We start from the raw sequence: 15,878 nt of genomic DNA, 5'->3' as shown, positions 1-15,878 counted from the left end.
CACGAGCTGAAGAATATTTTGAAGCAGATTATATGTTTATATTCTTCAGCTCGTCATAAATATTGGTTAGTATCTTCTCTTCTTGCTCCTTAACCAGACAAATTGTATCTATTATCTTAAGTAATAGTTCAGTCTTGTATGACTCGTTGTCACTGCCCCCTTGAGCTATAACACTGTGCTTTAAAAAAAGATTTCTTGCATAAAGTGCTTTTTTTACTACTCCTGAATATTCCCGAATAAGCATTACTAATATTTCACTGGAATTAAAATGTGAAACTATATACTCAAGTCGTTTATGCATGATTGATTTATGCTCGAACATTAAGTGCATATATCTAAAATCCATAGTATTCTTTCCTTGGATTAAGTCGTTTAAATGAAGAATTAATTCATCATGCACTTTAAAATTAAATGATGCCTGCCTTCCATTTGTCTCAAGATTATTTGGACGTATCATGGAATAATTTCCATCACCCGATAAATAAATCTTCAATTCCTCCAGAAATAAATCCAATTTAAAATTATACGTCTCTATATTATTTTTAGGTTTGATAATCTCTGCAGTTTCATTTAAGACCCACACTGGTGAGGATTGATAGTTTTCTTTTCCTAATTCGTATGCTTGATTAAGTATTTTGTAGGTATATTCATTACTTGTAAACACGCCTTTCTCATTAAAAGCAATTGTCATTAAAGTCTCGGTTTGATTACTATACCCGTAAACCATTAATTGGTGCAAAAAGTGATTTGACATATAACTTAATTTTTTTGGTAAATAGTATTCATCTACAAAAATTATTACATAACATCCCTGGTTTATTTTGTTAATAATGAATTCAACAATATCCTTTTCTTCACTTAACCTTTTATAATCATATATTTTATTTTCTGCAACATCCCTATAAAAATCACGATGTTCTAAGTAGTCAACCCAAAGGTTACCATTATCGTCAGTCAAAGTATAAAGCTGTACAAAGTGCTGATAAAACCATGAATACAGGCTGTCGTCAGTGAGAATTGCACAAAGCGGAAGGGAATAGTTTAAATATGTAGTTAAATCCTTTTGAATATTTATTCTTAGCTTATTCTCCGATAGCTGATAACTCATATCATACAGCCTCCTGATAATTACTTTTGTTTTATCTTTTATCGGTATTTCTAATCTTCTCTTTATGCTATCACTATATCAAAACACTGTCAATATTTATAACTTGTTACATATTTTGTATATAATGTCGGAATTTGCGACTATTGAATGATAGAGAAATAAACGTAAAATAAAAAGTAATTTCAGTTGTAAAAGTTTGATGGGACAAGAATTTCTCCCGAATAAATTAAACTCTCAACGAGCTGCGGAAACCTCTTGAAGAATAGTAGGACTCTGCTCCATTGTGGTAAACGAAAACTGTATCATAACGGCGATCACAAAAAATTGCACCTCCAAGTTTTCTAATAGAAGCAGGTGTTTTCACCCAGCTTGAGGTTTTCATATCGAAATTCCCCAGTTTTTGCAACTCCCGGTATTGTTCTTCCGTTAAAAGCTCAGTCCCCATTTCAGCAGCCATATCGATAGCATTATATTCTGGTTTATGTTCTTTTCTTGACTCCAATGCTTCACGGTCGTAACAAGCACTTCTGCGTCCTTTTGGACTTTCTGCTGAACAATCACAAAAAATATATTCATCTGTCTTTTTATCATAACCGACAACGTCCGGTTCACCGCCGGTTCTTTCCATCTCACTAAGCGCCCACAGTTTTTCAATATTTGCTTCCAGTTTTGCTTGCACCTTAGCCCATTCCGTATCATTATGGCGGTGCATATTTTTCTCAAAACGAGCTTTCAATTCTTTTAGCAGTTTCTCACTCTGTTCCGGTAACAACTCTCTTTTTTCATTTATCATTGTAAAATCTCCTAATGAAGTTTTATATATATCTTATTACCAATATAATCATTATTACCATTTATATTAATTTCTAAAAAATCTTTGTAGATGTGATACCCAAGATTATTTACTCCCTGCCAGGGAATGTCAAAGTCCATATTCTCTTTAGTGGTATCTCAGCTTTTATTTCATCGTCTAATTTCTCATAATTCTCCAAAAGCTCATTAATAATTTCCTTTTGATCCCAAAGCCTTACATTAAAAAACTGGGATGGTATTTCTTTATAAACAGAGCTTTTGAATCCACTCCAGGAAACCAACAAACCATGATCGGCTTTGTAATTATGCATTGTACCTACTAACTGGTCGAGAATCGGTCTATCAACTTGGGCATCAGTTGTTTTAACCTGAATACATAATTTAGGACTTCCAAAGCCTAGCGGACCTTGAGAAGCGAGGATATCAACACCTTTGTCGGGGCCTTCCGGACTGCGGTAAGTTACATAACCCTTTGCCTTCAATATAGCCTCAACAATTCGTGCCATACCATGCCCTTTAAATTTTCTCATAAGGTGTTTTGCTATGTGATCCATAGCATACTGTTCAAAATCAATGCCGTCTTGACTAAGCTCATCTTCAACATCTTGAATACGATTGATCTCCATTCCTTCCTTCGGCATCCACTTATTTTTTCCCATTTCTCTTATTCTATTCTCAGCATCATTCCTACTTATGCGGCAAACAGTCATAAAGGCTCCAAAAGAATAAAGAATGTCCTGATCAAAATTTACCCTTGGAATATCTGTAGCAAACCACCTTACAGCCCTATAATGGAAATATGGATCTTCTTGCTTTTTATCAAATACATATTCGCCAGTTATTTCTCCAATATGTACAGATGCCTTCATTTTGCTTGGCAGAACTATCCAGTCCCCTATTTTGATTTCATGTGCAATAGGCCAAATCTGAGAAGCCCAGTTTCTTGCACGTCCAGGTATCTCTGCACCGTAGTCCTCCAATAAATAGTTATACAAGTCCTTTTTGCTTTTAAATTTTGTCAAATCAAGCTTAAGTTCCTCCCATGTAAGATACACTCTATTATCTTCCAGAAACTTGTTCTCATACTCTCCTGAACTACCTGCACGAAACAGCCATATTGCCATAACTATAGTTCCCCCAATCTAGTCGTACACTATACTTTTAACTTATATCTAATACAAAACATAGCATATCATGGGTTTATTTTCAACTATTGTAAAATAGAGATAAACTAATAAGTTGACACTCACAAATAACATATGTTACTATTAACATATGTTATTTGTAAACGGGGTGTGATTATGTCAATACTATTAGCAATATTAGGAATACTAAGTTGGAAACCCATAACAGGATATGAACTAAAAAAGATTTTTGAGGATTCCTCCTTTATGTATTGGTCAGGAAACAATAATCAAATTTACAAAGCTCTAACCAATCTGGAAGACGAAGATTTTGTTACTAATCAAGTAATCCATCAGGATAACTCTCCTTTAAAGAAAATATATACGATAACAGAAGAAGGACTTAAAGAACTAAAAAAGTGGCTGTTGTCATCACCGGAGGCTCCTGAAATTAAAAAAACCTTTTTAGTACAGTTTGCATGGTCGGATATGTTGAGTAATCAGGAATTAAGTGAGTTACTCTCAGAATATGAAAATGAAATCAAGCTTCAATTAATTATGGAGAAAGAAAAATACAGGCGTGCTCGTAATTCACCTAACAGAAGCGCCAGAGAAAGCTTAATATGGGAAATGATTTCAGAGAACATTATTTCAAACTATAAAAATGAACTTAATTGGGTTCATGAAACCCGTCAGAAGTTGTTTGGAAATGACGTAGAGGAGGAAAAAGAAAAAATGAACTATCAAATTAGAAAAATAGGAAGCAAAAAATATATTGAAGTGATTTCTACTACTGAATCTATAAGTACAGAGAATGATGCACTTGATCTGATAGCTTTATGCTGGGAACATGAGGCAAATGCACTTATGATACACTATGAAACCTTGTCAGAAGACTTCTTTAAACTTAAAACAAAAGTTGCCAGTAACATTATTCAAAAATTTATAAACTATGGTATAAAAGCTGCTGCTATTGTTCCTCAGGAGACAATTCAAAAAGGCAGGTTTAAGGAAATGGCCCTGGAAACCAACAAAGGTAATCATTTTAGATTGTATGAAAGTAAAGAAGAAGTAGAAAAATGGCTTTTAAAATAGAAAAGAAAGGCGATTGTAATTATACTCAAAAAACAACCTGAGTCCGTTGCATACAACTTTATTGCAGCCGATTTCTTCGATAGTGTGGCTTACTTTCATCTCTATTCCAAGCTCCGCCAATTTCCCCTGTACAACCCACTGGGAGAATGTCTCTACCTCAGGGACTGCACTCACTTTCTGAATATCTTCACAGCAAAGAAGGTAAATATGCCAGTCTGCTGAAGCAAACTGGCATATCTACTTTAGCTTTTATTAACTTTTATTATACTTGTGCAGGGAATTTTGTTATAAGTCCAATCAGATATTGCTTCATAACAGCAAAATCTAACGCATCTACTGTTCCGCTGGCATTTACATCTGCAGCAACCAAACCATTTTCAGCAGGGAATTTGGTTATTGAGCCCAGCAGATATTGCTTTAGAAGTGAATAATCTATAGCGTCTACACTTCCGCTGCCGTCAAGGTCACCATATTTTACTGTCGGTGTAGGAGCTGTAGCGAGAGCTGCTTGCACTGCATAATAAGCTGGTTTTGGATTATAGTTTTTATCAAAGAGTAAAGCATTGTCTCTTCCTGAGAATGTTCCGGGTACCCAAGAATATTTATCTGTGAAGCCCCAAAATTGGATAGCCTTTACAGCAGGCTGTGCCATACATTTCTCGATGATATTCTTGTAGTAGCTGGCTTGAGTTTGAAGTTCAGTCGAATTAGTATTGCTGGATACACGTACATCCATCTCGGTTACATATATCTCAAGGCCTAAATCTGCAAAACGTTGCATATTCTTAGCGAAGTCATTATAGTCAATTGCGTATTGTATATCTAGGTGCATCTGGAACCCAATACCGTCTACAGGTATACCCCGGCTCTTAAAGTCTTTGAGCATCTCATAGGCAGCGTTGGACTTAGGACCGGTATACTCAAGATTGTAATCATTGTATACTAGCTTAGCAGAAGGATCAGCCGCACGAGCACGGATAAATGCTTTTTCAATAAAGCTCTTACCCATAGTTCTATACCAGAAGGAATTTCTGTAGCTTCCGTTGTCCTCAAAAACTTCATTAGCTACGTCCCAAATAGGAATCTGGCCTTTATAATGTCCCATAACCTTGTCAATATGATTGTTCAAGGCAGACTCCAAAGCACTGGCATTTAAATTCTGTAACCAACTTGGAGCTTGATTGTGCCAAACAAACGTATGTCCATGAACCTTATATTTGTTAGTATTCGCCCAGTTCAGGAGTTTATCTGCTTCGCCAAAGTTAAAACTATTTTGTGAAGGTTCTAAAGCATCCCATTTCATACAATTTTCAGCAGTTACCAGATTAAATTCTGGAGTGGCAGTGTTGAAAAATGTGGAATCATTGTTATAAAAACCACTAGAGAATTCGGTTCCTACCATAACCCTGCTTTGAACATCCTTTAACCTTGTACCTGTTGGAGTAGCGGCACTAACTGTCACTGAACTAACCATCAGCGTTGTCAGTAAGACAGAAAGAGCCACTGATAAAGATTTAAAACTGTTTTTTTTCATAAATCAACTCTCCTCTTATTTTAATATAGTACTTTGCAGATACCATATCTGCCCTTGCTAACCGGTGCTCGATTATATATTCTGTGTCCCACCGCTGGTTGCAAGGCTAATCTTGCGTTAAACAATTCTGCGCCGGTGTTAAATCAACTTCCTTTACCTAACTTTCTTAAACATTCACCTCCATTCATATTAATTGTCTTGTTTATTCAAATTTGAGATTTCACAAAGGACCCGGTTAACCGGCAGTATCCGCATCTTTTGCTTCTCATTTTTGAAACATAGGTTTTATTTTCAGGGATATTCTTTACTATTACGGAAGATGGCACAATGATAAGAGTTTTGTTTGTTAGTTTGAATTAAATATCCGATGTATCGAATAAATAAATTGATTAGAAAATGTAACTATCAGTAGTTCTTTTAAATGTAACTATATTATACTATATTTGGTGCCAATTTCAAATTATCCCTTTATTTTTTTATGTTGTGAATTAACAAGAAAATCTGTAGCGGCTTCGGTGACCGTCCCACTCCGGTCTGGCCTTTTTGTTGATTATATGTTAATATTTTTTTGAGGAAGTAGTAGTATATAAAATATGTCAGATTATAAAGGCGTGAAAAAATGTATATTGATAAAAAAAGCCCTATTCCGGCTTATTATCAGCTAAAAAACAAAATTATCGAAAAGATAAACAGTGGAGAGTATGCTGAAAATTCCCTGATTCCATCTGAAAGAGAATTGAGTGACTCTTTAGGCATCAGTCGTATGACTGTGCGCCAGGCATTGACACAATTGGTACAGGAAGGCACATTGTACAGGGAAAAAGGTAAAGGAACCTTTGTTTCAAAATCCAAGATAGCACAGAGAAACATTACAAGTTTTTCCCAAACTGTCAGAAACAAGGGCATGCTGCCAATGACCAAAGTTCTTAGGCTTGAAAAGATAAAAGCACCGGATAACATTCTAAAAATACTGGAGCTGGAAGAAAATGATTTGGTTTATAATATTAAAAGATTGAGATTTGCCAATGACAAACCTGTAGCAATAGAAGAAAATTTCATTCCTGAAAAATACTGCCCCAGCCTGGATACCCATGATTTGACAGAGTCACTGTACAAGGTATTGACAGAAGAATATTCTCATAAAATTGATTACCTTGAAAATGTCATTGAGGCAGGCAAAGCGTCTGTTGAAGATAAGGAACTGCTGAAAATTGCCTCCGGAACTCCTGTTTTAAAAATCAGCTCTGTTGTTCACACTGATTCCAACCTGAAATTACTTTATGAAGACTCTAAATACCGTTCTGATGAGTATAAATACAATGTCTTGGTTTATAATAATAAAAACTCTCAATAACGAAGCATTACCCGCCACCTGAAGAGGTTGGCGGAAATACATTGCCTCGTTGTTGGTTTTATCATAAAATCAGCTTGACTTTATGGCAGTCAGATGCTAAATTATAATTAACTGGTATATACCTCTATACATATATAATTATAATAAATACATTAGATTGTGAGGAATGGTTATGACAAATACGACACAAATGTGGCAAGAAATACTGGAACAACCAAGTGTTTTAGAAAGGTGCAAGAGTTCAAGCGAAACTGTTATCTCAAACATAACTGAGCACTTGAAAAAACAACATATTGACTCTGTGGTAATTGCAGCAAGAGGTACTTCTGATCATGCAGGAGTATATGCAAAATATATTATCGAATATGCTCTGGAGATACCGGTGGCACTGGCTGCTCCTTCAATATTTACTACTTACGGCAAGAATGTAAATATGAAAAATAGCCTGGTAATAGGAATATCCCAGTCCGGCAAGGCTGCTGACGTACTTGAGGTTATAAAAAGTGCAAATAAATGCGGAGCAACAACTGTCAGTATCACTAATGATACTCAGTCTCCCCTTGCGACTGAATCAATGTTTCATCTTTACTGCAATGCAGGTCTTGAAAAAAGTGTTGCTGCAACAAAGACATTTACATCACAGCTATATCTTATAGCTCTGCTGGTTGCCGCATGGTCCGGTAATGAGGCTATGAAGAAGGAACTGTCTCTTATTCCGCAGAACATCACTAAAGTCATTGAAACTTCTGCCGAGCATATTAAAAACAAGGCTGAACGTTATCTATACATGAATGAATGTTTTATTCTTACCAGAGGTATGAATTATTCTATAGCCCTTGAAGCAGCACTGAAAATCCAGGAGACCTCATATGTTCGTGCAAAAGCCTATGCAGTGTCTGATTTTCATCATGGCCCATTTGCTATGATTGACAAGGATATGCCGGTTTTTGTATACGCACCCGAAGGACCTGCTTTAAAGGATATCATTGAAATGATTAACAAACTGAAGGAATCCCAAGCCGAAATTATAGTTATCTCCAATAACAAGGGAGTACTGGAAATGGGTAACTGTTCCTTTGAAATTCCACAAACCGATAATGATATGATTTCCCCGTTCTATAATGTGGTTATAGCCCAGATGTTTGCATGTACCCTGTCGGTGACAAAAGGTTTGAACCCGGATTGTCCCAGAGGTCTTAATAAAGTAACAATTACTAAGTAACAGGAGACATATTATGGATAATATAAGCCCTAAATTTGTTCCCGTTTTAGATAAAGAGTTTCGTCCTGCTGCTCTTGAAAATCGTTATTTTCTTAATGCTGTTAAAGCAACCGGTAAAGCAGTTCCGATTGCAATTGGGATTGAGCGAAGTGACGGCCTCATTTCCAGATACAGTACTCATATTTTCGACGAATCTTTGGAAATGGCTGAGGCAAATCTTAAATATGTGGAGCGTTTAGTCAAGTCCCTCCTATGGATATGGGGCGGTTGGAAGATTATAATGGGAGGGCCTTCGTATTTAGGTGAATATATCAGAGAAATATATTCGCCCTGCGGAAAAAGAGAATTTGATGCAGGGTTTATGGGCCAAATATACGAAAAGCAATTTACTGTAGAGATAACTGACTACGAAAAAGTTCCGGAAGCTAAAGAGAACACAAAGTCCATAGGACGCCATCAAAACGGCTGTCGTATTGGTCTTGATGCAGGAGGCAGCGGTCTCAAGGTATCAGCTGTAATAAACGGGAATGCCGTACACAGTGAGAAGATTCTCTGGCGGCCCAAGGTCAATAGTAACCCTGATTATCATTATAACGAAATTTTAAAAGCTTTGAAATCTGCATCCACTCGTATGCCATGGGTAGATGCAGTGGGAGTTAGCTCTGCCGGTATTTTTATAAATAACCGCATTATGATTTCTTCTCTTTTTCTAGAGGTTCCCGGTGAGCTTTTTGAGAAAAAGGTACGTAATATGTTTATTGATATTCAAGAAAAGCTGGGTTCTATACCACTAGAAGTTGCAAACGACGGTGATGTTACAGCTCTGGCTGGAGCTATGCAACTGAAAGATACCAGAATCTTGGGAATTTCCATGGGTACAAGCGAAGCAGGGGGCTATATAGATTCAAACGGAAATATTACAGGCTGGCTGAATGAATTGGCCTTTGTACCAATAGACTTCAATACCGAAGCAATAGTTGATGAATGGTCGGGAGATTATGGCTGCGGAGTCAAGTATTTGTCTCAGGACTCGGTTATCAAGCTCGCCTCCAATGCAGGAATTGTTTTTGAAGAAAATATGACTCCCGCCGATAAGTTCAGAGCAGTACAAGACCTTCTCTCTGACGGAGACCAACGTGGAAATGACATATTTGAATCAATAGGTGTTTATCTCGGCTATGCAATCGCTCATTATGCTGACTTTTATGATATAAAACACGTACTGGTACTTGGCGGTGTAACCTCTGAAAATGGGGGGAATATTATACTGAACACAGCAAGGACAGTGTTGGATGTAGAATTTCCGGAATTGGCCTCGGCAATATCCCTGCATTTGCCGGATGAGTCAAACAGAGGTATGGGCCAATCGATTACCGCTGCAAGTCTGCCTGACATTTTATAACGCATACAGGAGAGTGATATAAATGAAATTTAAAAATAAAGGTGCTGAATTCTATATTCCTGATAACAAGCAATTAGATGAAGCTATTAGTAGAACTACACATATGGCTATATCCGCTCATCAGGACGACATTGAATTTATGGCGCAGGATGGTATTCTGGAATGCTTCGGCAAGGAAGATAAGTGGTTTTATTCCGTAGTTGTAACAAACGGTGCAGGCAGCCCAAGGGATGGCCTGTATGCCGATTATACTGATGAACAAATGCAAACAGTCCGAAAGCTTGAACAGAAAAAAGCTGCCTTTGTTGGTGAATATGGAGCCTTGGCACTGCTTGACTATCCCAGTGCAGATGTTAAAGACCCCAAAAATGATGATGTAGTTAACGAGCTAAAAGACTTAATTTCTGCTGCCAACCCAAAGGTTATTTATACACACAACCTTGCAGATAAGCATGACACACATTTAGGTGTAGTTACAAAGGTTATCCATGCTTTAAGAGAGCTGCCTGCTGACGTTCAGCCGGAAAAACTGTACGGCTGTGAAGTATGGAGAAGTCTTGACTGGGTGAATGATGAAGAAAAGGCAGTATTTGATGTTTCTGCACACCCGAATATAGCAGCCTCACTTCTTGGCGTATTTGACTCACAGATATGTGGCGGAAAGAGATATGATTTAGCCACAACGGGCAGAAGGCTGGCCAATGCCACCTACTATGCTTCACACGGAACAGATATGGCTTCTTCTCTGATGTATGCAATGGATTTGACTCCTTTAATTCAAAATCCAAACATGGACATAATGGATTATATCTTCGGATACATTGACAGATTTAAAGGAGATGTTAAAACCAGACTTTCTAATGTACTTTAATTTAGAAAATTAATCTTTTTAAATAATATCAAAACTAAAAACTGCGGCTTGATAGAATTTTTATAATCTATCAAGCCGCAGTTTTTATTAGTAAATCCCTATTAATATCTAAATCATTCAATCATATTATGGTATCTTCCTAACCAGTATGGAAGTGTATATGTTGTGGAGCCTTCCATTTTATTAGGATTACCACCATCAAGTTCGTAGGTGCTTCCATTAAATTTATGCAGATTACGTTCATCCTGTGGTACTACAGTGATTTTTCCAGCATCATCCTTTGAGAGTTCCCCATCTTGTGTTACACCAGGTCTTCCTACAGTATAGGTTTTCCAGGTTATGGTATCGACAGGGTGACGTTTCAGTGCCCAGGATGCAGTATCAATAAGATTATTGCCGTAAGCATCCTTCACTATTGTTTCAGGATATGCAAGCTGGTAAATATAGTACCAAAGTGGATTTTCACTATATTTCATGGAATTCCACCATGCATCTAAACCTGTTCTGTATCTTTCCAATAAGGTATTATCGCTTTCCATCTGGAAAATCAGATAGTATGCAAGCATAGCCATCTCTTCATCAGAGTAATTCAGGTTCTGTTGAATCCACTCATTTATCTCTTCCTGATTGTTTGCGTCACAGCCATCTTCTATTGCATAGTAAACCCAACGTTCCCAGTACTCTCCTGCAAGATTGGCATATTCATATGGAGCTTCCAGTGCAAGCATTCTGTATTCGTCTTCCCATCTTTGTTCACCGGTTACATAACCAGCAAGCTTAAATGCATTTAGAACTACCATTGCACTTAAAGAACAATCTTCCCATGCATAGCTGTTATTGAAATAATCTCTGTCAGTTTTTCCCCAGGTAGTTGACTGTCCTGTCGCGTCTTTAAGGCCGTATCCGTTTTCAACATAGTGCTTTGCAAGATTTCTGACAGTATCAGCAATAATCTGCTTAAGCTCTGGATCTTCGGCACCCAGTACATCATAAGCAACCTTGTATATGAAAAGGTGTCCTATTAATTCGTCAGTACTTGTGTCACCTTTATATATTATGTCATCCTTACTGAAAGGTTGTCCTGTTAATGGATTTGTTACAGTATTGTACAATTTCGCCAGTCTCTCAGGAACAGTACCACTTGCATCCACAGTAACTCCTGCCAGCTTCTCCCATTTTACTTTATTTGAAGTAGTATCCAGACATGTGGCAGTATTCCCAGTTACATCATAATAATAGCCATCATTATAGCTTCCTGCACCAGCATCCTCGCTATCAAGTCCTGCCAAACGGTAGGTACGTGCTATAAATCCTGACAAGCTGCGTTTTCTGGTCTCAAACTCTGTTCCTTCAGGAGCTGTACGCGGGTCTAGCCAATCCAGAAGGGTAACAGGATTAAATACATCCTGAGCACCTTGATTGTGGTTTGTTCCAAATCTGTCTCCACCTGCCGGTCCTACTACAGGTGAAAATACAGCATAGTCTTTGCCCTTTAGCAATGCATTTCCACTCATTTGATTACTATCATTGGTCATATAGCGTACTTTCGCATCAACAGTACCTGTTCTCATTGATATATTACCCAAGAGCAGGACCGCCTCTGCTGATTTGGTAGCTACAGCCTTTGCATCATCAACCATCTGCTGTGTAACTGTGGCATCTCCAGCTTCAAATGCCTTTTTCAGCTCAGCATATCTGTATAATTCTCCAACTCCATACATACTGGTCCATAAGCCATCATTGTCTGTTTCCCTTGGGTTCCAGCCATTTGGTGACGTTGCATCTTTAAAGGCTTCCGATACCATACCTCTGCGGGATACATATTTCTGTGATGCATCACTCATTACTATAGCTTTTTCCTGATAGGACATTGTTTCCATTCTTATATGAGTAACACCATTATCAGATACTACCCAAATACCATTATTGTTATCACTAACTATTAGACCTATAGTTCCAGCCGGTAGATAACGTTCGTTCATGAAATACTGAACCTTGTCTCTGTCATTTGTTTCATTTGCCTGCGTTCGTACGATGCCATAGGATTCCACTTTCCATGTGGTGCCTTGGGCATCAGTTACCTCTGTAGCCCCACCGGTAGAGGTATCAGCAATATAATTCTTGACGGCTTCAGGTACATTTACGTCTGCACTTGCCTCCGCTAAAGTGTATCTGTCAACAAGCTTCTGAAGATTGTCCTCTGCTGTTGCAGCATTACTTGCTGTATATGATACAGCAGACTTATTAACCACTCCCTTAGTTGCCGAAGTAACAATGTTGATTACTGCTTCTGAGGATATTTTTTCAACTGTAGTTTCAGCTTTTATAGTTACATTTCCGGCAGCTAATGCTGTAACTCTTCCATATTTATCAACAACTGCTTTTGTTTCGTCACTTGAGCTCCAAGTCAACGTTCTGTCTGTGGAACTGCCAGGTAAAATAAGAGTCTCAATTGAGCGGGATTCTCCTACCACCATTTCACAATTCTCAGGAATAGCCATTTTTACCATTCTTCCATTAATTGGTGATGCAGAGCTTGTAGCCATCAGGTACATATTTTTACCCACAAGTCTTTCTGTTGTGGTAGCTGAGTAGCTTGAAGAGGCATTCACATCTGTTGTTAATTTTGCCTCACCATTTTCATCAGTCCTTCCACGGCCAATGTATTTTCCGTCAGCATAAAAATCTACAATAACCCTTGAAATAGGACTTCCGTTATCTGAGGCTTTTAATACCAGATCAATAGATGTGCCGTTGGCTGCCTGTCCGCTGGTAAGTTCAGTAGTCAGGTTTTTCTTTGTATAATACTTGCCGTCTGCCTTTTCTGTTATCATTCCGTAGTACCGTCCAAACCAGTAAGATAAGGTAAATACAGTTCCGCAATCCAGCGAGCCGGATGAATAATTACTGTAGGATTGGGCAGTAAATCCTTGATATCTGGTAAATGGATTTGAGTTGTTTTTACTTATGCTTCTTTCATCAGGCGGAAGTGCATAATTTGTTTGAGATGTAGTTTTGTCTCTTTCACAAGGTTCAATAAAGAATACATCCTGTCTATCACCTCTTACAGACATTGATTGATTTCTGATCTGAGGTGAACGGTAGAAGTATCTCACTGCTGAGTTCAGATCAACATCTGTCTTTTCGGGATGTGCCAGTTGGTACAGGAAGGTATAGAATGGATTTTCTTCTCGTTCTTCCTGATTCTCATACCATTGGTCATATGCAGAAACAATCTGTGCTTTACGCTGTGGATCTGTTTCCAATATCAGCAGAGAGTATACAGGGAACCAACCCAGCTCTTCATCGGAGTAATTGACATATTGCGTCCAATCATTATGGAGTACTGCATTTGCAGTTTTATTCCCTCTGAATTTCTCCTCAAATTGAGTTACGGGCACATTATCATTATTATTGTAAGCATCTGTTGCCTGACGAATGATTCTGCGTTCTGAATATTCATTAGCCATATCAATGTAACCCTTGCCGTTAATATAGCCTTTATCATTATTTACTCCGCCGCCTGAATATGGGGATTCATAGCATAGGTCGTAGGCAGCTTCATAAGTAGTTACCTTGTCAGCATATTTTACCGGGTCTGCATCTTTTGCAATATAGACCGCTGTCTTAAGTGCTGCCATTACTTCAAGTGCATTTAAAGGCCCATCCTCAAAACCGTATGACAAGTGGTCGTTTCCTTCAGTATCAACTCCTACATTGAACTGCCATTGAGGCTGATTTTTCATCATATCCATTCCGTCATTGAAATATTCCGAAAGCCATCTTGACCATTGTGTTGATTTACCATGTGCATCTACAATATAGTAATGGTCATCCTTTAATATAAGGTCAGTCATATCTGTTGTAGCTTTTACTATAATGTCCTTGAGTTCTGAATCTTCTGCAGTATCACAGAGGTATTTGTATGCAGTAAGGAATAATGCATAATGTCCGTCAACCTCATCAGATGAAGTATCCGCTTTGTATATAATCTGTGAGTCATCAATATAGCCATCTGCAGCAATTGCGCTAGCAGGGAACAAATCATTGAAGAAGGTAGGAATCCTTTCATAAACCGGTGTTGTCAATCTGAATTTGATTTTTGAAGGATCAATATCTGAACTATTTCCTGACGCCGGACTTGTATTAACACCGTCAACCATTAATGGGTAAACCTGACCATTGCCCGAAACAACATCTGTACCAAGCTTATTGCCTGCATCTCTTACAGTATTAAATGTAGCAATTGAAGATGGGCTTAAGCCTAGACCATTAAACAGGTCGGAGCTGGCCAATACCTGTGATCCCTTTTTATTCATAGCATCCTTTGTAATTCGTACTGTTGCTATTCCTATTGGCTCTTTGCCATCAAGCTTCATTTCATCAATAATTGGATCCGGGTATGCTTCACTTTCATTTAACAGTCTTTTTTCAAACCAGAAACCATTTTCTGTCTGAAAGTTATTATACATACCGGTAAGGGGAGCCTCTTCCTTCAGCATATAGGATCTGCAAGGGAAACCATTTCCCCGCCCTGAAACAAAGTCCAGAAGAAGGACCGCCTTTGTAGCTCTGACAGCTGCAGCCTTTGCTGCTGCTATTTCCTTATTTTCGGCACCTGTAGCTTTGAGGGTTTGATATCTGAATATTTCTCCCATTGCATACATAGCCGTCCATAAGCCGTCATTATCCTGAGTTGTTACGTATGAAGAATAATATTCGTCAGTTGCTGCATCATATGAGAAACCGTTGTTGGAGCTAACCATACCACGTCTGTCATTTATATCATTTATCAGCTTTTCATAAACATAGGTTCTTTCTTGCATTGTCTTCTCAGGCATTCTGATATGGACAGAACCCTTTGCATTTCTTACCCATACTCCTCCGTTATTATCCAGAGCAACACCGGTAACAACGTCATCTCCGCCATACATATATCTTGGCCCTGAAAAATATTGTACAATATCTCTCTGGTCAGTTTCTTTAAAATTAATACGCATCAAGCCTTTTTTAGTTCCAACCCAATATGTATCATCGGTATCCTTAACAGCACAGGTAACGTCTCCTATAGCTGCCTTTGGCATAAAATTAATATCTGTAGAACCGGTCACCCAGGTTACTCCTGCCGGAGTCTGTGTATTATAATAATCCATTTCCTTTGTTGGAGCAGAATCCAGCTGTACTGGCGAATATTTAGCTCCTGACGGTGTACCTAGTGAACCGGCAGCTGCTGCAACTGAAGACGGTGCTGCAAATGCTAAATTTGAAAATAGCATAATCGTAGCCAGCGTTAATGATATCACTTTACTTACGTTTTTAGCCTTCAACATAATAATCCTCCTTTTGGAAAATTTG

General features: G+C 38.1%; 11 protein-coding genes. 5 read left to right on the top strand and 6 right to left on the bottom strand.

Annotated features, from left to right (window positions below):
- Nucleotides 1–28: 28 nt before the first annotated feature.
- The 3 genes from L323_RS22930 to L323_RS22920 all read right to left on the bottom strand — a co-directional run bounded on the left by L323_RS22930 (nt 29) and on the right by L323_RS22920 (nt 3,045).
- On the bottom strand, nt 29–1,108 hold the full coding sequence (locus tag L323_RS22930; RefSeq protein ID WP_020813981.1) for a hypothetical protein: 1,080 nt from the start codon (nt 1,106–1,108) through the stop codon (nt 29–31).
- A 226-nt stretch (nt 1,109–1,334) separates the two neighbouring features.
- A complete protein-coding gene (locus tag L323_RS22925) occupies nt 1,335–1,901 on the bottom strand; it encodes a DUF4256 domain-containing protein (RefSeq protein ID WP_020813980.1) in 567 nt (188 codons plus the stop codon).
- A gap of 109 nt (nt 1,902–2,010) precedes the next feature.
- A complete protein-coding gene (locus L323_RS22920; RefSeq protein ID WP_020813979.1) occupies nt 2,011–3,045 on the bottom strand; it encodes a restriction endonuclease in 1,035 nt (344 codons plus the stop codon).
- A gap of 177 nt (nt 3,046–3,222) precedes the next feature.
- On the opposite strand from L323_RS22920, the gene L323_RS22915 reads away from it, so the two are divergent.
- Nucleotides 3,223–4,140: a DUF4180 domain-containing protein gene (locus tag L323_RS22915; RefSeq protein WP_020813978.1), complete on the top strand. Its 918-nt coding sequence runs from the start codon at nt 3,223–3,225 to the stop codon at nt 4,138–4,140.
- On the opposite strand, the gene L323_RS0120415 is transcribed toward L323_RS22915, so the two are convergent.
- Both L323_RS0120415 and L323_RS22910 read right to left on the bottom strand, forming a co-directional pair.
- Nucleotides 4,132–4,314, bottom strand: coding sequence for a hypothetical protein (locus L323_RS0120415; protein WP_031341739.1), 183 nt, complete (start codon nt 4,312–4,314; stop codon nt 4,132–4,134). The genes L323_RS22915 and L323_RS0120415 overlap by 9 nt on opposite strands.
- Nucleotides 4,315–4,402: 88 nt before the next feature.
- On the bottom strand, nt 4,403–5,674 hold the full coding sequence (locus tag L323_RS22910; protein WP_020813977.1) for an endo-1,4-beta-xylanase: 1,272 nt from the start codon (nt 5,672–5,674) through the stop codon (nt 4,403–4,405).
- A gap of 619 nt (nt 5,675–6,293) precedes the next feature.
- Between L323_RS22910 and L323_RS22905 the strand changes: the two genes are divergently transcribed.
- From L323_RS22905 to L323_RS22890, 4 genes are all read left to right on the top strand, one after another.
- A complete protein-coding gene (locus L323_RS22905; protein WP_020813976.1) occupies nt 6,294–7,028 on the top strand; it encodes a GntR family transcriptional regulator in 735 nt (244 codons plus the stop codon).
- 172 nt (nt 7,029–7,200) lie between these two features.
- Nucleotides 7,201–8,250: an SIS domain-containing protein gene (locus L323_RS22900; protein WP_020813975.1), complete on the top strand. Its 1,050-nt coding sequence runs from the start codon at nt 7,201–7,203 to the stop codon at nt 8,248–8,250.
- Nucleotides 8,251–8,263: 13 nt separating this feature from the next.
- Nucleotides 8,264–9,652: an ROK family protein gene (locus L323_RS22895; RefSeq protein WP_020813974.1), complete on the top strand. Its 1,389-nt coding sequence runs from the start codon at nt 8,264–8,266 to the stop codon at nt 9,650–9,652.
- A 22-nt stretch (nt 9,653–9,674) separates the two neighbouring features.
- Nucleotides 9,675–10,523 carry a PIG-L deacetylase family protein gene (locus L323_RS22890; RefSeq protein ID WP_020813973.1) on the top strand — a complete coding sequence of 283 codons (849 nt, stop codon included), beginning with the start codon at nt 9,675–9,677 and terminating at the stop codon, nt 10,521–10,523.
- A gap of 113 nt (nt 10,524–10,636) precedes the next feature.
- Here the strand turns inward: L323_RS22890 and L323_RS22885 are convergent, their stop codons facing one another.
- A complete protein-coding gene (locus tag L323_RS22885) occupies nt 10,637–15,853 on the bottom strand; it encodes an Ig-like domain-containing protein (protein WP_020813972.1) in 5,217 nt (1,738 codons plus the stop codon).
- Between the last annotated feature and the right edge of the window lie 25 nt (nt 15,854–15,878).

Source organism: Ruminiclostridium papyrosolvens C7 (assembly GCF_000421965.1).
Classification (GTDB): Bacteria; Bacillota; Clostridia; order Acetivibrionales; family DSM-1351; genus Ruminiclostridium; species Ruminiclostridium papyrosolvens_A.
This window is presented reverse-complemented; position numbering and strand designations above follow the sequence as displayed.

Excerpts from the sequence above, each read along its gene's own strand:
- L323_RS22930 (WP_020813981.1), bottom strand. The coding sequence starts at position 1,108 with ATGAGTTATCAGCTATCGGAGAATAAGCTAAGAATAAATATTCAAAAG.
- L323_RS22925 (WP_020813980.1), bottom strand. The coding sequence starts at position 1,901 with ATGATAAATGAAAAAAGAGAGTTGTTACCGGAACAGAGTGAGAAACTG.
- L323_RS22920 (WP_020813979.1), bottom strand. The coding sequence starts at position 3,045 with ATGGCAATATGGCTGTTTCGTGCAGGTAGTTCAGGAGAGTATGAGAAC.
- L323_RS22915 (WP_020813978.1), top strand. The coding sequence starts at position 3,223 with ATGTCAATACTATTAGCAATATTAGGAATACTAAGTTGGAAACCCATA.
- L323_RS22910 (WP_020813977.1), bottom strand. The coding sequence starts at position 5,674 with ATGAAAAAAAACAGTTTTAAATCTTTATCAGTGGCTCTTTCTGTCTTA.
- L323_RS22905 (WP_020813976.1), top strand. The coding sequence starts at position 6,294 with ATGTATATTGATAAAAAAAGCCCTATTCCGGCTTATTATCAGCTAAAA.
- L323_RS22900 (WP_020813975.1), top strand. The coding sequence starts at position 7,201 with ATGACAAATACGACACAAATGTGGCAAGAAATACTGGAACAACCAAGT.
- L323_RS22895 (WP_020813974.1), top strand. The coding sequence starts at position 8,264 with ATGGATAATATAAGCCCTAAATTTGTTCCCGTTTTAGATAAAGAGTTT.
- L323_RS22890 (WP_020813973.1), top strand. The coding sequence starts at position 9,675 with ATGAAATTTAAAAATAAAGGTGCTGAATTCTATATTCCTGATAACAAG.
- L323_RS22885 (WP_020813972.1), bottom strand. The coding sequence starts at position 15,853 with ATGTTGAAGGCTAAAAACGTAAGTAAAGTGATATCATTAACGCTGGCT.